An 18,552-nucleotide genomic window follows, 5' to 3' on the forward strand; every position below is an offset into this window, starting at 1 on the left:
TGATTTTGGCACAGCCCCTTTAGGTGTCTTGCAGAGCACTCGTGTAGTAGCCTAGAGTAGAGTTGGATAAGGAGTGTGTGTAGGCTGCATACAAGGCAGAGATCGTCAAGTGATGTTGCTCGCAACGGATACTTGTGGTCGTTTACCTATTTGATAAATTAATGAATGACTGTATGAAGATCAAAGATATTATACTAGCCCTAGAGGCGGAGCTGCCACTATGGCTACAGGAGAGCTACGACAACTGTGGCTTGCAGGTTGGTGATCCCGACCTCGAGGCTACGGGAGCTCTGCTCTGTGTAGACCTAACCGAGCAGGTTGTCGAGGAGGCTATTGAGCGAGGTTGCAACCTCATTGTTGCTCATCACCCGCTTCTATTCAAAGGCCTCAAGACCATCGGTATGGGTAGCTACATCGAGCGGGTGGTTATGCGAGCCATTAAGGCGGATGTTGCGATCTACGCAGCCCACACCAATGCAGACAATGCCCCTGTCGGACTGAATGCTCTATTGGCTCGGGATTTGGGCTTGAAGAATCTCCGCCCGTTGCAGCCTCTCTCTGGTAAGATGAGCGAGCTCATTACGTTTGTTCCCCAAGATTATCTGGAGCCAGTGCAAGAGGCACTCTGGGCGGCAGGTGCTGGTCGTATAGGTGCCTACGACAAGTGCAGTTTCTCTAGCTCTGGGCAGGGAACTTTCCGTGCGCTAGAGGGGGCTAACCCATTCGTGGGAGAGCAGGGGGAGCTACATCATGAGTCGGAGGTTCGCCTCTCCGTTGTGCTTGCCTCGGCGGATAGCTCGGCTGTGATCAAGGCTCTATATGAGGCTCATCCATACGAAGTCCCAGCTTACAGCCTTGTGCCTCTGGCCAACGACTACCCAATGGCTGGTAGTGGTATTGTGGGCGATTTGGCACAGCAGGAGCTTTTATCCGACTTTCTAGATCGGGTTAAAGCGTATTTTGCTACGGAGAAACTTAGCTATAGCGCCTGCGATGCTTCAGCCCATGAGGTGCGCCGTGTAGCAATCTGTTCGGGTGCTGGTGCTTTCCTTTGGAGGGCCGCCCGCAGAGCTTCTGCAGATGTACTCATAACTGGCGAAGCGAAGTACAACGATTACTTCGATGTGGAGTGCCGCCCAGTGCTAGCGACTGTCGGGCACTACGAGAGTGAGTGCATTGCCACTAGGGTTTTCGGAGAAATCATCTCACGCAAATTCCCTAACTTTATGTTGTTTACAAGTCAATTAAATAGTAATCCAATAAAATCTATCTAACATAAATTATGAAGCAAGAACTAACAAATCCGCAGGAGAAGACTGTCGAAGAGAAGTTGATCGACCTGCGCAATCTGCAGAATGCCTATTCGGAGATTGATCGCATCAAGACACTACGTGGCGAACTACCTCTTGAGGTGCAAGATCTCGAGGACGAGCTAGCAGGTATGCAGACCCGACAAGGTAATCTGGAGGAAGAAATCAAGCGTTATAGCCAACTAACAAGCGCTGAGAAATCCAAGATCACGCATGCCGAAGGCCTGATTGAGAAGTATAAGACTCAGCTAGAGAGTGTGAAGAACAACCGTGAGTACGACAACCTCTCCAAGGAAATTGAATTCCAAGGCCTCGAGATTGAGCTATCTCGCAAGCGCATTGCCGAGCACTCAACCGAGATCCAGACACGCAAGGAGCGCATAGCTAGCCTCAAGACGAGCATTGACGAGCGTGGTATCGACCTGAAGGCTAAGCAAGAAGAGCTAGATCGCATCAAGGCCGAAACCAAGGCTGAGGAGGAAACGCTACGCAAGCATGCTCTCAAGATCGAGGAAGGAATCGAGGAGCGTCTGCTCAAGGCTTTTCACCGTATACGAGAGGGCGCTCGCAATGGTCTGGCTGTCGTAAGTGTAGATCGTGACGCTTGTGGCGGTTGCTTCAACAAGATCCCCCCTCAGCGTCAGCTCGATATTAAGCTCCACAAGAAAGTTCTCGTGTGTGAGTACTGCGGGCGCATCATGGTAGACCCAGAGCTAGGCCAAGAGGACTAAGACGCAATGCCTAAACTATGTTGCCACTAGAAGAAACTGTAGCCCGAACCATCGCTCGCTACCGACTAGCTAGTCTTGGGCAACCCATATATATAGCCCTAAGTGGAGGTACAGACTCTGTAGCTCTGCTTAGGGCTATGTCTGTTCTAGGCTATGAGCTCAGAGCGCTACACTGCAATTTCTCGCTGCGTGGGGAGGAGAGCGATGCCGATGAGCAGTTCGTCCGCTCGCTTTGCCATACGCACGCCATACCGCTAGAGGTAGAGCGCTACCAGACCGAGGCATACGCACAGAAGCACGGTATCTCCATTGAGATGGCTGCTCGGGAGTTGCGCTATGCGTGGTTTGCGCGCATCCTCTCGGCGCATCCAGAGGCTCATGTGGCCGTAGCGCACAATGCCGACGATCAGATCGAGACGATGCTCCTGAACCTCTCGATGGGGACGGGTATTAGAGGGCTTAGTGGTATGCCGTATAGGCGCACAGATCGGATTGTCCGCCCATTGATGGATTGCTCACGCAGGGATATCGAGGCATATATGCACGCACTTGGCCAGCCGAGCCGTGAGGATAGCTCCAACAGCGACGAGGTCTATCGTCGCAACTACATCCGTCATAAGCTAATTCCTGCTTTCGAGCAGCTCAACCCTTCTTTCCGACAGTCCTCTGGGCGTACCATAGAGCATCTGCGTGGAGTAGAGGCGATTTATCTAGATGCCATAGAGCTGCTCAAGCGTGCTGTGATGCCTACTGCAGGGCAAATCGACATCGCTCGGTTAATGAGTACTCCACACCCACAGACAGTGCTCTATGAGTTGCTCAGACCCTACGGCTTCGGTAGTGAGCAGTGCCATGCCATTGCACAGAGTTTGCCCGACTTGCCCTCTGGGCGTCGGTTCCTCTCTGCTAGCCATTGCCTTATTCGCTCTAGAGGAGTGTTGGAGCTGGGCGAGATAGAGCAGGAGCGACTAGAGATCACGATGCTTGATATCTTGGAGAGTAGATACATTGACTTGCCTATTGGCCGCCTCTCATGGGAGGTCGGGAGTGTCAAGATGCTGAACTCCCTGCGCTGTGGCAAGCACGAGGCTATCTTCTCGCTCGACAAACTTGGCGATATGCCACAGCTTAATATCCGCACACGCCGAGAGGGCGATAGCTTGGCTCCCTACGGCATGCAGGGACGCAAGAAGCTAAGGCGTATCTTCATCGATGGGCATTTCTCGCACGAGGAGCGTCGGCGTGCCCTGCTGCTCTGCCTCGGCGACCAACCAATCTGGCTGATTGGCCACATTGCAGATCGTACCTATGCCATAGACACACGGCAGGGGCAGTACATCAAATTTCGGCTGTTGCCTCTAGACCAGATCTAGTCTAGGAGATAGTCTTTCGTTAGATTTTTAAATTCGAGTGTTTCCTTGGAGGCTTCGTCCCTGAGGGTGAGCGTGTCGTATCTGCACCTCTGGTATGAGCCGTGCAGATCTAGCCGACGCCATAGGCTAAGTAATCTGATAGGCTTACCCTTGCTCGCATAGACCCGAACTAGCGTATCGGGGCGAAGTAGATACTCTGCGCCGTAGAGGCGCAGATCTTGCTCTCTGTCCCAAGGTGTGATGAGGGCAAGTACGCCAGATGGAGCGAGTAGGCCCGACGCATGTTGCATCAGACTGCGCAGGTTGAGCCCACTGCTCAACTCGTGGCGTGCCATCTGTCGCTTATGCTCTGAGCTACGAATGCCGTCTTCCTCGAAGTAGGGCGGATTGCTGACGATGAGGTCGTATGGGCCAGAAGTCCAATCGAGGAAGTCGGCTTGCTCTACTTGTAGGCGTGAGGCGAAGGGCGAAGCTGCGATATTGTCCCGAGCATCAAGCACGGCATTGGGCTCTAGATCGAGGGCGATGCCTCTAGCCTTGGGGTAGGCCTGCGCTAGCATTAGAGCGATGATACCTGTCCCCGTCCCCACATCTAGGAAGCTCTGCGGGTTGAACCCTAGGGAGCCAAGCCAGCTCCCCAAAACAATAGCGTCGGTGCCGACCTTCATTGCGGCACGCTGCTGTCTGATGCTGAACTGTTTGAGATGGAAATCGCGCGACATACCTCCCTACTACCAGTATTCTTCTTGCTCGGCTTGCAGACGCTCTACCTGCTCACGATGGCGGATACGCCAGTGCGTCGGGTAAAGATTGTTGGTGCGGTTGCCAAGATGCTTGGCGAAGCCTAATGGGATCCCCCCATAGCAGATGAGCTTAATGCCGGTGGACAGGCTAGAGGGTAGGGTAATAGCCTCTCGAGAGAGGTAGGGAATGAGCTGATCGTCTGGGAGCTCCACACGCTCGAAGGCATGGCCAGCCAGCAGGTTGCTTAGGGCCAGAGGTGCTAGCGGGAGCACAGACTTACCTTTGACCTCAGCCGCAGGAATGCCGTAGCTCATAGGAGATACCTTGACCTCTCTGAGTAGCTCTAGCATCGGAGCGAGCGCCTCGGGGTAGGCGACTATGCGCCCTTGATCTGCCTCCCATAGCAGTTTGGTCTTCGTCGCATCTACCCAGCCCTTTACCTCTTGTGGCAAGTCTTTGCTGGTTCGCCCCTGCTTGTCTTTGCCTTTTTTACTTTTCGACCTATCGCCTCTGATAGTGCACTCGCCCCCCTTGCGCAAGACTGCCATAAATAACCCCTCTCCCTTGGCCCGATGTGGTAGCATACGGTAGCATGGATAGTCAGATAGGGTAGAGCGCCACACACCATGGCCTATCTCGCCTAAATCTATTGGCTCGGCCTCTAGTTCATCAACTAGATAGGCCACTATGTCTTCGTTCTCTTGCCTATTCATCGTGCAGGTGCTGTACACGAGTAGACCGCCGTCCTCTAGAGCTGGCCAGATATCTGCCAGTATGGTGCGCTGACGCTCGGCGCACACTTTGGGGCTGGAGGGTTGCCACTGGTTGCGTGCCCCTAGGTCTTTGCGAAACATGCCCTCTCCCGAGCATGGCGCATCGACGAGTATTAGGTCGAAGGCGCCTTGGAGCTTGCCGAGCCGCTCGGGTAGAGTGGACGTCGTGATGTGCATCGGGTTGCCCCACTTCTGGAGGTTCTCCACCAAGATATGCGCACGCTGAGGAACGACCTCGTTGGCGACCAAGAGGCTCCCCTCGGGCAGCAGATCTAGCAGTAGGGTGCTTTTACCCCCCGGGGCTGCACAGAGGTCTAGGGCAACGAGAGGGGCGGAGGAGTCCAAGAGTTGGCCTATCTGATAGAGTAGCATCGACGAGGCTTCTTGTACATAGTACACTCCGCCGTGGAAGGCAGCGTCGCCCGTGAAGGTTGGTCGCTCTGGTATATAGTAGCCCCACGAGCACCAAGGTACCTGCTCGAGGTCGCTGGGGACTATCTTGGCTGGTATGTATTTGTGCCGATTGAGGCGAATAGAGGTTGGGGCAGGCTGCTCGAGGCAGGCGCATAGAGATTGCGCCTCTTCTGCCCCCAGTAGCTGGCTCATCTGCTGGCAGAAGGCCTCTGGTAGTACGGTCGCGTGGCTCACTTCTTACGTTTTTTGCGTGGCTTTCGTCGGATGTTGGCTTCCTCTAGGAGCTTCTTATCGACCTCTTCTATGTATTGCTCATCTCTGAGCACATAGCGCATATAGAGCGAGTAGATAGACATCGTCATCGGTAGGGCAATGAGCATACCAAAGAAGCCGAGTAGATAGCCCCATACTGCTAGAGAGAGCAAGATGATAGAGGGGCGCATGCCCATGCTCTCGCCCATGATGCGAGGGATAATCAGCGTGTCTTGTAGCACTTGCACGATCAGTAGTACACCGTATGCCAGCAGTAGGCAGAAGAATACCCCTTGCCCCGTCTGGGCCGCCATAAGGAGTGCCATTAGACCGAGGGGGATAACTCCCAAGGCTTGCATATAGGGGATTAGGTTGAGTAGCCCAATGAAAATCGCCATGGCTGTGGCCATCGGTAGCCCAATGATGTTGAAGCCAATGGCTAGGAGTACCGTCACGCTTAGGGCTATGAGGCCTTGGCCACGGAAGTAGCTATTCATGTAGAAATCTACCTCCTTGAGGGCTGCTTTGGCTGGAGATTGGAGGCTATGTGGTATGAGCGAGATGAGGCCATGAGCTAGATCCTCGAAGTCGATCATGATGAAGATGAAGTAGAGTAGCCCCATGAAGAATACTAAGCCCCATGAGAAAACGGATAGCGTGCCGTTGACAATGCCATTAATCTGTCCCCAAATCGTTTTGCTAGTCTCGACGATGCTCTCGGGGCTTAGGTGTGAGCTGAGCTCTTGGAAGTTGAGAGATTCCTTGAGTGTAGACATCAGCCAGTCGGGGATGAGCATATCTAGGATACTCTGCCCTTGGCTGTATGCCGATAGGGCCTCCAAAGTTTTGCTTACCTCGCTCTCTAGAGCCGGTATGAGGTAGATGACAGCCAGCGTGATTACCAGAGCTATAAGGGCAAAAACGAGTAGAACTGCCAGCCCTCTGATGCGAATACGTAGCTTGTACTGGAAGAAGCGTACGAGTGGCATCATCACATAGGCGAATATCCCTGCTAGCAAGAACGGGAGTAGCACCTCCCAAATGGCGGAGATAGCCCATATAAAGATGATGCCTACTAGCGTGGTGAAAATGATACGTACCGTTCGGTCTAGGTCGAATGGCTTTCGTAAAAAATGATCCATATTTGAGTACTAAAATGCTTAAAAGTTGCCCTCCAAAGTTCGTCATTTGCTAGCAACTAGCCAAAGTTCGTCGTGCAACTGCAGAATTTATATTTTAGACCAATTTTCAGAATGTTGGTGGGGAAACCTCTGTTTGCGCCGAGCGAAAATACATAGGCCTCGCATTTGCCCTCTAGGAGGCTCTACACGGCACTCTGCTTCGTTAGGGCACCTGCCCTCCAGCAGGTTGAAAATGCCCCCTTAAAAGCGGTTTTTGTAATTGTTTGATAATCATTGGTATATTCGGTTTTATTGGTCTGTTTTATGTGATCTAGCCGTACTTCTAGGCATTTCCTCCCATCAATCTTATCGGATTGGTGGACATATCTTGGCCAATGAGCCCACCGATTGGTTAGAGTCTTCCCATCAATTTTCTTAGGTTGCTTCGCTGCTCTCGGCAAATTTCAGCCCCGTTCGCCAAAATACTCAATAAATCCTTTGCATTTTTTAACCAAAGAGGAGGAGAAATGGCCGAGGGGTCTTTCTTTTATACTAGTGCTGCATAATGTGCTCTACTGCTGGATAGAACTGGGTCAGTTGGCTAGCTTGTAGTATTGATGCTGCCCTGCTGCTATCATCGCTAGTAGGCACAAGGTGTATATGGGGCTAGATGGATCCGCCACGATGCATAGGGAACCTGATGAACCAGTGGCAGAGCCGTCGTGTGGGTGTAGATGCGCCGCCGAAAAGTTGTAACTTTGGCTATCAACAAAATAAACAATACAAGATTATGTCAGCAAAAAAAATAGAAGTTGGTGCTCAGGTTCGCTTCCTCAATGCCGTGGGTGGTGGACGTGTCGCCCGAGTAGTTGGCGATACCGCTTGGGTAGAGGATCCCGACGGGTTTGAGATCCCTACACTCCTACGCGAGTGCGTCGTCGTGGAGCAGGGAGATACATTCATGCCAGCCTATAAACCACCTACCTTCGAGAAGAAGCCCGTAGAGGTGGAGGGCAGACCTCAGGCTAGAAGCGTCGCCGCTGCTCAGCCCAAAGCTCCCGAGCCCGAGCGTCCTATCAAGGCAGCGCACACCTTCCTCCCTGCCACGGGCGAGGTGAGTGCCCATCTAGCCTATCTGCCCATCGATGAGAAGCGTCTAGGGCAGACCAACTACGAGGCCTACCTCATCAACGACTGCAACTATAGTCTATATTATGTATATAGTAGCCAGCAGCATCGGGGCTGGAAGCTCAGGGCGCACGGCATTATCGAGCCAAATACCAAACTTTTCGTCGAGGAGTTTGCCGCCACAGACATCAACGATCTGGAGCGCATCAACATTCAGCTCGTGGCCATTGCCGAGAACCCCGGGATCTACAAGGGGACTTATGGCGTGGAGTTTAGGCTGGACGGGCGCAAGTTCTTTAAGCTCCATACCTTCGAGGAGAATGATTTCTTCGACGAGGGGGCTTGGGTAGAGCCGCTCGTGTGTGCAGGTGTGGTGCGTGGCGTAGAGGCCAAACCAAATGTCGAGGCACTCGCCGAGGCGATGACGCAGCGTACCAGCAAGAGCGAGCCTGCACGCAAGCAGTCGGTGTCGCAGCCTGCCCCTAAGCTGGACGAACCTCTTGTCGTAGATCTGCATATCGATGAGCTACTCGACGATACTACTGGCATGGGCAATGCCGAAATCCTGCGCTATCAGCTAGACAAATTCAACGAAGTGATGCAGCAGCACCTCAAGCACCCGGGGCGTAAGATCGTCTTCATTCATGGCAAAGGCGAGGGCGTACTGCGCAATAAGATAGAGGGTGAGCTCAGGTATCGCTACAAGCACTGTCGCTATCAGGACGCTTCGTTTAAGGAGTATAGCTACGGGGCTACGCAGGTTACCATAGGCAATCAGCCCAAGTAGACTATATACCATGGAGATTGAGCACAAATACCTCGTCGTGGACGAGAGTTTCAGAGCCCAAGCTACTAAGGTTTACCACATCGAGCAGGGGTATCTCGCCACGCGCCCCACAGTGCGTGTGCGCATCAGAGACGAGGAAGCCTTCTTGACTATTAAGGGAGCGTCGGATCCGTCTGGGCTGATGCGAGACGAATGGGAGTATGAGATCCCCGTGGCCGAGGCACGCGAGCTGATGAAGCTATGCTCTGGGCGAACCCTCGTCAAGGATCGCTACCTCGTACCCTACGCAGGGCATACGTGGGAGGTAGATGTATTTCTCGGTCGCCACGAGGGGCTGACTCTAGCGGAGCTGGAGGTGGAGCGCGCCGATGAGACCTACGAGCTCCCGCCTTGGGTTGGGCAGGAGGTAACGGGCGATCGTCGCTATTACAACGCCACTGTGGCGCTTAGCCAGTCTAATCTCTGACGAGCGTAGAGGAGCGAACAAAATAAGGCAGGGGGCGCATGCGCTTGGGCCTCGCCTCGCTATAGGTGGGTATACGATATAGTTCCGAATTCTTTAGCTTTGTGACATTAGACTAGATAGGACTGGCATACTCCTATAATAACGATAATAATGAAGAAGTACATATTTGCCTTGGCTCTCATTGGGCTGTTTGGCCTTGCCGCCGTAGCTCAGAGTCCTATGATAGGCTCATGGCGAGGCGCCCTACAGACGCCTATGGGCAAGCTACAGCTTGTGCTACACCTCAAACACAATCAGGACAGATGGACTGCTACTCTCGATAGTCCTACCCAAGGGGCATACGGTATCCCAGTTGATGCTCTCAGTGTTCGTGGAGATAGCCTCTCTCTTGGTGTCAGCCCTTTGGGGTTGAAGTACGAGGCTGTACGCTCGGGAGATGAGCTTCTCGGGCAGTTCGCCCAAGGTGGATTCTCTACCCAGCTACAGTTCGCTCGAGAGGTCAAAGCACCAGCTCCCGTCGTAGCCAGTCTGCCCTATATCGAGCGAGAGCTGACCATTGGAGGCCACCCTCAGGGGATTAGTCTTGTTGGCACGCTTACCTTACCTAAGCAGAGAGTGGGTAGGCTCCCCATTGTGGTCTTGATTACGGGTAGTGGCCCACAGAATAGAGATGAGGAGCTCTTCGGGCATAAGCCCTTTGCCGTGCTTGCCGATGCTCTAGCACGAGCAGGCTATGCTGTCTTTCGCTACGACGATCGTGGGGTAGGCAAGAGCACGGGTAAGTATGTAGAGGCACTGCTCGACGACCTAATCCTAGATGCTGAGAGCGTCTACAAAGGGATTGCCGAGGTTGAGGAGGTAGACCCTGGGCGTATCGTCCTACTTGGCCATAGCGAGGGTGGCTATCTAGCAGCTTCGGTGGCTAGCCGAAACCCCATGGTTTCCGGCGTCGTTAGCCTTGCCGCTCCCACAGAACCATTTGGGGAACTTCTGCTCAAACAGATGGATCGAGCCTCGGAGCTCATGGGGCTAACCGCAGAGCAGCAAGCGCAGAATAGAGCGGTCAATGAGCAGGTCTACGCCCTAGCCGCGGACGATAAGCTCTCCATGCAGGATTTGTCTGTGCGTGTCGAAGAGCTTGTGCGTCAGCAGGCAGGCAGATCGGGCTTGCTCCAGCCTAGCCAAATTGATGCGTTTGTCAAGCAGACCGTGGGGCAGGTAGCCACGCCTTGGTTCCGTCAGTTCGTCAAGACCGATCCTGCTGCCACATGGCAGGCGGTTCGATGCCCGATCATCGGGATATATGGCTCTCTAGATATGCAGGTCTTCCCTAGTAATGCCAGTAGGCTAGAGGAGCTTGTCCCCAGTGCTCGGGTGCGCGTGTTTGAGGGGTTGAATCATTTGATGCAGAGAGCTAAGACTGGGTCGCCTATGGAGTACGGACAAATCAAAACAACCATAGAGCCAGAGGTCATAGCTTGGCTCATCGATCGGCTGCAAGAGATCTCTCCGATACAGATGTAGTGGGCGAGAGAGCTCCAAACCTCTGGTATTAGGCTCAGGCTCGTCAGGCTTAGGTATGCCAAGGGGTACTATTCCTCCCCTTATTTGGCCTAAAAGGCTTTTGGTTTATAATGACTTATTCTTAACTTTGCAGGGGTAATAATTAGGATTATAAACAAATTAAATAATACAAGCTAGTTAAGTATGTCTAAAAAACATCTTCAAAATTCTGAACTAGAGACACAGGTAGAGGAAGCTATGGTGCAGGGAGAGCAGTTCCTAGAGAAAAATCTGAAGAAGATCCTCATCGCCCTCGGTGCCCTTATCCTGATTGGTGTTGGTGCTTTCGTGTACGTCAATAAGGTGAGTAAGCCTGCCGCAGAGAAGGCTTCTGCTGCGATGTATGTAGCTGAGGACCGATTCCTCATGGGACAGGACAGCACAGCCCTCAAGGGTGAAGGCATAGCCAATATGGGCTTCGAGGCTATCCAGAAGGAATACTCGGGCTCTGCTGCAGCCAACCTCTCGTATGCCTATGCAGGTATCTGCCTTTACGACGCAGGTAAGTATCAGGAAGCACTCGATGCACTTAAGCAGTTTACAGCCAAGGACGCTTATGTAGCTCCATCTATCCAGCGCCTCATCGGTGATTGTTATGCTCAGCTTGGTCAGATCAAGGACGCTGCCAGCGCCTACGAGAAGGCTGCTTCTATGGCAGATAACGATGCTATCGCCCCTAGCTGTCTCATCAAGGCAGGCCATGCCTACGAGAAGTTGGGAGATCCTAAGAAAGCTCTAGAGCTATACCAAAGCATCAAGACTAAGTACTATACTGCACCAGAGGCTCAGACTGTAGAGGCCGACATTATCCGCGCTACAGCTGCTGTCAAGTAAGTCAGTCTTGTCGATGATATCACTTGTCGCATGGTGGTGCTCACTGGGTGGGTTGCATCATGCGACATTTTCATTACACCATATATAAATACGTATAGTAGGATATGTCTACAATCGAATACATTCAGTCTAGAGAGCATCAAGCCCCAGTGATCCTAGATGGTAAGGGACTCAACATCGCCATCGCGGTGGCTGAGTGGAATAGCAATATCACAGAAGCCCTGCTCGAGGGTGCAATCAAGGTGCTCAAGCAGTCGGAGGTGAAGAGGATTAAGGTGATGCGTGTGCCGGGGACTTTTGAGCTAACCAATGCCGCAGCACGCCTAAGAGCAGAGATGAATGTAGATGCCGTGATTGTCATTGGCTGCGTCGTGCGTGGGGATACGCCTCACTTCGACTACATTTGCCAAGGCGTTAGCTACGGTATCAGCTATCTCAATGCGACGCAACCGTATCATTCTGGCGAGATCAAACCAATTATTTTTTGCGTGCTGACGACAGAGAATATGGCTCAGGCTGAGGAACGTGCAGGAGGCAAGCTAGGTAATAAGGGTGAGGAAGCGGCCGAGGCTGCGATAAAAATGTGCCGCCCGATTTGCACAGTTGAAAAATAGTGTCTATCTTTGCAGTGCAAAACAAAACAAGGAAGGGCAGTTACCAGAGTGGCCAAATGGGGCTGACTGTAACTCAGCTGGCTTACGCCTTCGGTGGTTCGAATCCATCACTGCCCACCCTTTTGTTTCCTTAGGGAATGCGGAAGTAGCTCAGTTGATAGAGCATTAGCCTTCCAAGCTAAGGGTCGCGGGTTTGAGCCCCGTCTTCCGCTCTATCAAAGACTCCAGTAGGCAATAGCTTACTGGATTTTTGTTTTTATGGCTGGATAGTATCTCTCCTATGCCAATCCATAGTTTTGAGAATTAGAGTATCTTTGCCCCCGTTATAAGGTATAACAACAGAAATAATGTTAGTAGAACTTGTTAAGTCCAAGATACATCGGGTAACCGTCACAGAGGCCAACCTTAGCTACATTGGTAGCATCACCATAGACGAGGCACTGATGGAGGCTGCCAATATCCTCCCCGGAGAGAAAGTGCAGATTGTCAATAATAATAATGGGGCTCGCCTAGAAACCTATACGATAGCTGGCGAGCGTGGTTCTGGGGTCGTTTGCCTCAATGGTGCAGCAGCTCGTCTGGTACAGCCGGGTGACATCGTCATCATCATGGCGTACGCTTGGATGACCTATGAGGAAGCGCAAGGCTTCAAGCCCGCAGTCGTGTTCCCAGACACGGCTACCAATCAGATTGTATAATATAAGTAGTATGATGCCTGCTCTCGGAATGGCTGGGAGGATCGGGCGTAAGAGATAGATGCTCATGTTCGAAAATTTAAGCGAAAGACTCGAGAGATCGTTTAAGATCCTCAAAGGTGAAGGTAAAATCACCGAGATAAATGTAGCCGAAACGCTCAAGGATGTACGTCGAGCCTTGCTAGAGGCCGACGTAAACTATAACGTAGCAAAGCAATTTACTGAGCAAATCAAGATCAAGGCTCTAGGGCAGAATGTGCTTACCTCAGTTCGCCCCGGCGAGTTGATGGTCAAGATCGTCCATGACGAGCTGGCCGAGCTCATGGGTGGTAAGGCTATGGATATTAATCTCTCAGGCCAGCCAGCCATTATCTTGATGTCCGGCCTTCAGGGCTCTGGTAAGACTACGATGAGTGGTAAGTTAGCCAACCTGCTCAAGACTAAGCAGAGTCGCAAACCCCTGCTTGTCGCTGCCGACGTCTATCGTCCTGCTGCTATCGAGCAGCTCAGAGTACTGGCCGAGCAGATCGGTGTGCCAGTTTTCTTCGATCTAGAGAGCAAAGATCCCGTAGGTATTGCTCGTCGTGGAGTAGCTGAGGCTATGGCTCAGGGATGCGACACCGTGATCGTCGATACTGCTGGTCGTCTGGCTATTGATGAGGAGATGATGCGTGAGATCGAGGCCATTAAGGCAGCCGTCAAGCCCTCAGAAACGCTCTTCGTCGTAGACTCAATGACGGGTCAGGACGCCGTGAATACCGCCAAGGAGTTTAATCAGCGCCTAGACTTCGACGGCGTTGTCTTGACGAAGCTCGATGGAGATACGCGTGGTGGTGCAGCCCTCTCTATTCGATCTGTCGTAGATAAGCCAATTAAGTTTGTCGGTACGGGAGAGAAAATGGACGCTCTAGATGTTTTCCACCCCGACCGTATGGCCGACCGTATCCTCGGTATGGGTGATATCATCTCCCTCGTGGAGCGTGCTCAGCAGCAGTATGATGAGCGTGAGGCACGTAGGCTTGAGGAGCGCATCGCTAAGGATCAGTTTGACTTCAATGACTTTTTGGCACAGGTACAGCAGATCAAGAAGATGGGTAGCCTCAAAGACCTTGCTTCGATGATTCCCGGGCTGAGCAAGATTATGAAGGATAATAAGGATGTAGAGCTCGACGACAATGCCTTCAAGAGCGTAGAGGCAATCATCTACTCCATGACCCCAGAGGAACGTAAGCGTCCGTCCATTATTGACGGCCGACGTCGTAAGCGTATCGCCGATGGTAGTGGAACGAGCGTGCAGGAGGTAAACAAGCTGATCAATCAGTTTACCCAAATGCGTAAGATGATGAAGCAGTTGCAAGGCTTTGGGGGTAAGATACCCAAGCTCCCTAAGATGCCCAAGTTCCCCGGTAAGTTTGGGTTCTAGTCCATCGGTATAGAGCGATATATCAAAGGCAGGAGATGGTAGGTGTGGCTATCCATCTCCTGCCTTTCGTTTGCCTTTGAGCGTGGCCACAGGTTTGGTTATAAATGATTACCTTTGTCTTGCTAAATTATATAACAGAAAGAAATAGGATTAGAAACGAAAAAATGTCGAGGACAAAGACTATTAGAGCGGCCATCGTAGGCTATGGCAATATCGGCCGCTATGCAGTAGAGGCACTTCGAGCCGCAGACGATTTTGAGATTGCTGGTGTTGTGCGTCGAGACCCCACACAGATCCCCCATGAACTCTCGCCTTATTCAGTGGTTGGGCATATCTCGGAGCTTGGGCAAGTGGACGTGGCGATCATTTGCTCACCAACTCGTTTGGTGGAGTCTACTGCGCTAGAGATTTTGGGCCTTGGCATCAATACCGTCGATAGCTACGATATCCACACGGGGATCGTGGCGCTACGCCGAAGCCTTGGAGATAAGGCGCTGCAAAATAATGCCGTGGCGATCATTGCCTCAGGTTGGGATCCCGGTAGCGACTCCATCGTTCGCACGCTTATGGAGGCGATTGTCCCCAAGGGGGTAACGTACACCAACTTTGGCCCGGGGATGAGTATGGGGCATACAGTAGCGGTTAAAGCTATTGCGGGCGTTCGCAAAGCCCTATCTATGACAATCCCAACGGGAACTGGTATTCACAGACGTATGGTTTATGTCGAGCTAGAGGACGGGTATGAGGCTGATCAAGTCAAAGCGGCCATCAAGGCGGACGAATACTTTGTCCACGACGAAACGCATGTACAGGTCGTAGACTCGGTTGATGCGCTCATTGATATGGGCCATGGGGTTAATATGGTACGTAAGGGCGTGTCGGGGCAAACGCACAATCAGCTCCTCGAGTTCAATATGCGCATCAACAATCCAGCTCTTACGGCGCAGATCCTCGTTGCCGTGGCTCGAGCTTCTATGCGTCAGAGCAGCGGTTGCTATACGATGCAGGAGATTCCACTCATTGATTTGCTTCCCGGTGAGCGTGAGCAGTGGATCGCCAAACTTTGTTAATCTATCTGATTTACATCCCCACACAGTATGCTTAGTGTCATTAATTGGAATGTAGACCCTGCTATCTTCGAGATTTTCGGAAGAGAAGTCCGCTGGTATGGTTTGCTCTTTGCTCTAGGGCTTTTGATTTTGGGCCCCGCTATCGAGGAGAAGATCTGGAAGCGTGAGAAACTCAATCCGGAGTGGATGAGCTCGCTCTATATATACGTTGTACTAGGTACCGTGATTGGTGCTAGGCTGGGGCATGTGCTTTTCTATGACCCCATGTACTATCTGGCCAATCCGCTCAAGATTTTCGCCGTTTGGGAGGGAGGTCTTGCTAGCCATGGCGGTACGCTGGGCATCATCATCGCTGTGTGGATTTATTCCCGTCGGGTAGTTAAGAAGCCTATTGTTTGGACTCTAGATCGCTTGGCGGTACCAGTAGGTTTAGCGGCTGCGCTTATTCGACTAGGCAATCTGATGAATAGTGAAATCTTTGGTCGCCCAACGGATTTGCCTTGGGCATTTAGCTTTGTGCGATCGGGAGAGTACTACAATATTTTCGCCAAACAGAAAGCAGGGGAAGCGCTCACAGACGTAGAGCAGGGGCTACTCACCGGTTCTATCGGCTGGCATCCTACCCAGCTCTACGAAGCACTGGCTTATCTGCTTGTCTTCGCCTTCTGTATGTGGCTATACTGGAAGCGCAATGCTGCCCAACGCTACTCTGGGCTGATCCTTGGCTACTTCTTGACGGGCATATTCGGTGCTCGCCTCGTTGTGGAGAGCATTAAGAATGTGCAAGAGAGCTGGGAGCTAGATATGATACAAACCATCGGGTTGAACATGGGCCAGCTCCTAAGTATCCCATTCGTTCTTGTAGGGCTCTGGCTCATTGTTCGAGCTTACAAGCACCCCCTCCAGCCAACTAATTAAGTATAATAATCAAACACCTAATAATATGTATCAAGTACCTCAGGTTACAGACTCTATTTATTACGTTGGGGTTAACGACCGTACCAAGCAGCTTTTTGAGAATATGTGGTCGCTACCCTATGGTGTGTCCTACAATTCATTTCTTGTTGTAGATGAGGTGACCACGCTTATCGACACAGTCGATGTGTGCTACTCCGACGTCTTCTTCCATAAGCTCGAAACCGTTCTTGGGGAGCGTCAGCTCGATTATCTCATTGTGAACCATATGGAGCCCGACCATGGAGGGTCTATTGGCTTGCTTCGTAAGCGCTATCCTAATGTGAAGATCATTGGGAATAAGAAGACTTTTGATATGCTCAAGGGCTATCATGGCATCACAGATGGGCTAGTGGAGGTAAAGAGCGGAGATGCGATCCGTGTAGGCAAGCACGAGTTCTCCTTCCTGATGGCTCCTATGGTACATTGGCCCGAGGTGATGTTTACCTACGAGCAAACCCAAAAGGTGCTTTTTTCTGCTGATGCATTTGGCACTTTTGGTGCTCTCAATGGTCATATCTTCGACTACCAAGCTGATCTAGATCTCTACTTCAGAGAGATGCATCGCTACTACTCTTGCATTGTTGGGAAGTATGGTTCCTTCGTTCAGAAGGCGCTTAAAGCCATGAGCGAGCAGAACCTCACGATCGACTACGTTTGCCCCACGCATGGTGTGATTTGGACGCCTAAGCATTTCCCACAAGCTCTAGAGATCTATGATCGCCTTAGTCGCTACGAGGGTAAGGACGGAGTGGTCGTTCTCTATGGATCTATGTACGGCAATACGGAGCAGATGGCCGATATTATTGCTCAGTCACTAGCCGAGGCTGGCATCAGTCAGGTTGTTTGTCACAACGTTAGCAAGAGCGATCAGTCCGAGATCCTGCGTGATATTTTCACTTACAAGGCACTTATCGTTGGTAGCCCGACCTACTGTGGGGGGCTATTTTCACCGATTGAGAATATCCTCAACCTACTTCGTGTTCGTGATCTCAAGAATCGCTTGTATGCTGTCTTTGGCTCCTATACTTGGGCGCCCGCAGCGGTCAAGAAGCTACTGCCTTTCGCCGAAGAAATGGGCTGGACGCAGATTGGTACTCCAGTCGAGCTCAAGATGGCGGATTTGCCTGCGGTCGTAGATGCCGCTTGGAGTCTGGGACAAGAAGTTGCCGCTGCACTTACAGCAGATAGCTCTCAGGCTGACGCATAGAACCTTAATTGGACATCATCAAACTAATCAAAATATATAATGAGACTAATCATTCAGCCAGATGCTCAGGCCATAGCCTCTTGGGCTGCCGAGTATGTGATCGCTCGTATCAATGCTTTCGTTCCTACGTCCGACCATCCTCACTTTGTGCTTGGGTTACCTACTGGATCTACGCCTCTGGGTATGTATCGTGCCTTGATTGAGGCACACAAGGCTGGGCGTGTATCTTTCGCCGAGGTCGTAACGTTTAATATGGACGAATATATAGGTTTGCCTCAGGATCACCCCCAGAGCTACCACTCGTTCATGTGGAACAATTTCTTCAACCACATCGATATAAATCCCGAACATGTACATATTCTTGATGGTAATGCCGCAGATGCAGTAGCCGAGTGTGCTGCGTATGAGGGTGCGATCGTCAAGGCAGGTGGGATTGACCTCTTCCTCGGAGGGATTGGTCCCGATGGCCATATTGCTTTCAATGAACCGGGCTCCTCACTGACTTCTCGTACACGTGTTAAGACGCTGACGACAGACACGATCATTGCCAACTCGCGCTTCTTTGAGGGCGATGTCAATAAGGTTCCTAAGACTGCCATGACTGTTGGTGTAGGCACAGTGATGGACGCTCGTGAGGTGCTGATCCTCGTTAATGGACATGCTAAGGCACGTGCTTTGCAGCAGGCCGTAGAGGGTTCGGTTAATCAGATGTGGACAATCACCGCTCTACAGCTACACCCCCATGGCATCATTGTGTGTGATGAGGCCGCTTGCCTAGAGCTTAAGGTTGGCACCTACAATTATTTCAAGGATATTGAGCGTGGCAATCTCTAAATGCGAGTGCCGTATACTCAGATAGGATAGTCCTCTATTGAGAGGGGAATTAGATTGAAAGGGCTGTGTCAAAATTCATTTTTGGCGCAGCCCTTTTTTTAAGATGTTTCAGAATGCGCAAACTACAAGGCGCTAAGACTGAGGCTGACGGGAGCATACTATAAAGTATGTGATTGAAGCCGATGATGAAGTCCGTGCGGAGCAAATGTCGAAAGCAACACCGCCTTTTGTGCATTCTGAAACACCGCCTTTATTT

Annotated in this window: 17 protein-coding genes and 2 tRNA genes; 16 read left to right on the forward strand and 3 right to left on the reverse strand. The window is 51.6% G+C overall.

Annotated elements, in window-relative coordinates; translation table 11 throughout:
* The first annotated feature begins 173 nt into the window (after positions 1 to 173).
* Genes HQ48_RS01110 through tilS form a run of 3 tightly spaced genes read left to right on the forward strand, consistent with a single transcriptional unit; the run spans position 174 to position 3,414 of the window.
* The gene (locus HQ48_RS01110; protein WP_044231299.1) at positions 174 to 1,274 is read left to right on the forward strand and encodes a Nif3-like dinuclear metal center hexameric protein; all 1,101 of its coding nucleotides are present in this window, start codon (positions 174 to 176) and stop codon (positions 1,272 to 1,274) included.
* A gap of 8 nt (positions 1,275 to 1,282) precedes the next feature.
* Positions 1,283 to 2,041: a zinc ribbon domain-containing protein gene (locus tag HQ48_RS01115; protein ID WP_044186785.1), complete on the forward strand. Its 759-nt coding sequence runs from the start codon at positions 1,283 to 1,285 to the stop codon at positions 2,039 to 2,041.
* A 17-nt stretch (positions 2,042 to 2,058) separates the two neighbouring features.
* A complete protein-coding gene (gene tilS, locus HQ48_RS01120; RefSeq protein WP_044231300.1) occupies positions 2,059 to 3,414 on the forward strand; it encodes a tRNA lysidine(34) synthetase TilS in 1,356 nt (451 codons plus the stop codon).
* Here the strand turns inward: tilS and HQ48_RS01125 are convergent.
* The 3 genes from HQ48_RS01125 to HQ48_RS01135 are packed head-to-tail and all read right to left on the reverse strand — an operon-like array spanning position 3,411 to position 6,739.
* On the reverse strand, positions 3,411 to 4,136 hold the full coding sequence (locus HQ48_RS01125; RefSeq protein ID WP_052408911.1) for a tRNA1(Val) (adenine(37)-N6)-methyltransferase: 726 nt from the start codon (positions 4,134 to 4,136) through the stop codon (positions 3,411 to 3,413). The genes tilS and HQ48_RS01125 overlap by 4 nt on opposite strands.
* 9 nt (positions 4,137 to 4,145) lie before the next feature.
* The gene (locus tag HQ48_RS01130; RefSeq protein ID WP_081969679.1) at positions 4,146 to 5,579 is read right to left on the reverse strand and encodes a hypothetical protein; all 1,434 of its coding nucleotides are present in this window, start codon (positions 5,577 to 5,579) and stop codon (positions 4,146 to 4,148) included.
* On the reverse strand, positions 5,576 to 6,739 hold the full coding sequence (locus tag HQ48_RS01135; RefSeq protein WP_044186781.1) for an AI-2E family transporter: 1,164 nt from the start codon (positions 6,737 to 6,739) through the stop codon (positions 5,576 to 5,578). The genes HQ48_RS01130 and HQ48_RS01135 overlap by 4 nt, the downstream gene beginning before the upstream one ends.
* 769 nt (positions 6,740 to 7,508) lie before the next feature.
* On the opposite strand from HQ48_RS01135, the gene HQ48_RS01140 reads away from it, so the two are divergent.
* The 13 genes from HQ48_RS01140 to nagB all read left to right on the forward strand — a co-directional run bounded on the left by HQ48_RS01140 (position 7,509) and on the right by nagB (position 18,296).
* Entirely contained in the window at positions 7,509 to 8,633 is a 1,125-nt protein-coding gene (locus tag HQ48_RS01140; RefSeq protein ID WP_044231301.1) for a DUF2027 domain-containing protein, read from the forward strand.
* A 10-nt stretch (positions 8,634 to 8,643) separates the two neighbouring features.
* Positions 8,644 to 9,099, forward strand: coding sequence for a CYTH domain-containing protein (locus HQ48_RS01145; protein ID WP_044231303.1), 456 nt, complete (start codon positions 8,644 to 8,646; stop codon positions 9,097 to 9,099).
* Between the two features lie 150 nt (positions 9,100 to 9,249).
* Positions 9,250 to 10,623 carry an alpha/beta fold hydrolase gene (locus tag HQ48_RS01150; RefSeq protein ID WP_044231305.1) on the forward strand — a complete coding sequence of 458 codons (1,374 nt, stop codon included), beginning with the start codon at positions 9,250 to 9,252 and terminating at the stop codon, positions 10,621 to 10,623.
* 183 nt (positions 10,624 to 10,806) lie between these two features.
* A complete protein-coding gene (locus tag HQ48_RS01155; protein WP_044231306.1) occupies positions 10,807 to 11,496 on the forward strand; it encodes a tetratricopeptide repeat protein in 690 nt (229 codons plus the stop codon).
* A 104-nt stretch (positions 11,497 to 11,600) separates the two neighbouring features.
* The gene (gene ribH, locus HQ48_RS01160; RefSeq protein ID WP_044186764.1) at positions 11,601 to 12,110 is read left to right on the forward strand and encodes a 6,7-dimethyl-8-ribityllumazine synthase; all 510 of its coding nucleotides are present in this window, start codon (positions 11,601 to 11,603) and stop codon (positions 12,108 to 12,110) included.
* 34 nt (positions 12,111 to 12,144) lie between these two features.
* A tRNA-Tyr gene (locus HQ48_RS01165) sits at positions 12,145 to 12,227 on the forward strand.
* Between the two features lie 22 nt (positions 12,228 to 12,249).
* Positions 12,250 to 12,322 (forward strand) — tRNA-Gly (locus HQ48_RS01170).
* A 135-nt stretch (positions 12,323 to 12,457) separates the two neighbouring features.
* A complete protein-coding gene (gene panD, locus HQ48_RS01175) occupies positions 12,458 to 12,808 on the forward strand; it encodes an aspartate 1-decarboxylase (RefSeq protein WP_044186762.1) in 351 nt (116 codons plus the stop codon).
* 64 nt (positions 12,809 to 12,872) lie between these two features.
* A complete protein-coding gene (gene ffh / locus HQ48_RS01180) occupies positions 12,873 to 14,228 on the forward strand; it encodes a signal recognition particle protein (RefSeq protein WP_044231321.1) in 1,356 nt (451 codons plus the stop codon).
* A 164-nt stretch (positions 14,229 to 14,392) separates the two neighbouring features.
* Positions 14,393 to 15,298, forward strand: coding sequence for a diaminopimelate dehydrogenase (locus HQ48_RS01185; protein ID WP_044231307.1), 906 nt, complete (start codon positions 14,393 to 14,395; stop codon positions 15,296 to 15,298).
* A 27-nt stretch (positions 15,299 to 15,325) separates the two neighbouring features.
* Positions 15,326 to 16,216: a prolipoprotein diacylglyceryl transferase gene (gene lgt / locus HQ48_RS01190; protein ID WP_044186755.1), complete on the forward strand. Its 891-nt coding sequence runs from the start codon at positions 15,326 to 15,328 to the stop codon at positions 16,214 to 16,216.
* A gap of 25 nt (positions 16,217 to 16,241) precedes the next feature.
* Positions 16,242 to 17,462, forward strand: coding sequence for an FprA family A-type flavoprotein (locus tag HQ48_RS01195; protein ID WP_044231308.1), 1,221 nt, complete (start codon positions 16,242 to 16,244; stop codon positions 17,460 to 17,462).
* Between the two features lie 39 nt (positions 17,463 to 17,501).
* On the forward strand, positions 17,502 to 18,296 hold the full coding sequence (gene nagB / locus HQ48_RS01200; protein ID WP_044231309.1) for a glucosamine-6-phosphate deaminase: 795 nt from the start codon (positions 17,502 to 17,504) through the stop codon (positions 18,294 to 18,296).
* Positions 18,297 to 18,552 lie beyond the last annotated feature (256 nt).

The organism is Porphyromonas sp. COT-290 OH3588 (assembly GCF_000769075.1).
Classification (GTDB): Bacteria; Bacteroidota; Bacteroidia; order Bacteroidales; family Porphyromonadaceae; genus Porphyromonas.

What these genes read in the sequence shown, in the direction of transcription:
- HQ48_RS01135 (WP_044186781.1), bottom strand. Translation starts at nt 6,739, where the DNA reads ATGGATCATTTTTTACGAAAGCCATTCGACCTAGACCGAACGGTACGT.
- panD (WP_044186762.1), top strand. Translation starts at nt 12,458, where the DNA reads ATGTTAGTAGAACTTGTTAAGTCCAAGATACATCGGGTAACCGTCACA.
- tilS (WP_044231300.1), top strand. Translation starts at nt 2,059, where the DNA reads ATGTTGCCACTAGAAGAAACTGTAGCCCGAACCATCGCTCGCTACCGA.
- nagB (WP_044231309.1), top strand. Translation starts at nt 17,502, where the DNA reads ATGAGACTAATCATTCAGCCAGATGCTCAGGCCATAGCCTCTTGGGCT.
- ribH (WP_044186764.1), top strand. Translation starts at nt 11,601, where the DNA reads ATGTCTACAATCGAATACATTCAGTCTAGAGAGCATCAAGCCCCAGTG.
- HQ48_RS01195 (WP_044231308.1), top strand. Translation starts at nt 16,242, where the DNA reads ATGTATCAAGTACCTCAGGTTACAGACTCTATTTATTACGTTGGGGTT.
- HQ48_RS01150 (WP_044231305.1), top strand. Translation starts at nt 9,250, where the DNA reads ATGAAGAAGTACATATTTGCCTTGGCTCTCATTGGGCTGTTTGGCCTT.
- HQ48_RS01155 (WP_044231306.1), top strand. Translation starts at nt 10,807, where the DNA reads ATGTCTAAAAAACATCTTCAAAATTCTGAACTAGAGACACAGGTAGAG.
- lgt (WP_044186755.1), top strand. Translation starts at nt 15,326, where the DNA reads ATGCTTAGTGTCATTAATTGGAATGTAGACCCTGCTATCTTCGAGATT.
- HQ48_RS01140 (WP_044231301.1), top strand. Translation starts at nt 7,509, where the DNA reads ATGTCAGCAAAAAAAATAGAAGTTGGTGCTCAGGTTCGCTTCCTCAAT.
- ffh (WP_044231321.1), top strand. Translation starts at nt 12,873, where the DNA reads ATGTTCGAAAATTTAAGCGAAAGACTCGAGAGATCGTTTAAGATCCTC.
- HQ48_RS01110 (WP_044231299.1), top strand. Translation starts at nt 174, where the DNA reads ATGAAGATCAAAGATATTATACTAGCCCTAGAGGCGGAGCTGCCACTA.
- HQ48_RS01115 (WP_044186785.1), top strand. Translation starts at nt 1,283, where the DNA reads ATGAAGCAAGAACTAACAAATCCGCAGGAGAAGACTGTCGAAGAGAAG.
- HQ48_RS01185 (WP_044231307.1), top strand. Translation starts at nt 14,393, where the DNA reads ATGTCGAGGACAAAGACTATTAGAGCGGCCATCGTAGGCTATGGCAAT.
- HQ48_RS01145 (WP_044231303.1), top strand. Translation starts at nt 8,644, where the DNA reads ATGGAGATTGAGCACAAATACCTCGTCGTGGACGAGAGTTTCAGAGCC.
- HQ48_RS01125 (WP_052408911.1), bottom strand. Translation starts at nt 4,136, where the DNA reads ATGTCGCGCGATTTCCATCTCAAACAGTTCAGCATCAGACAGCAGCGT.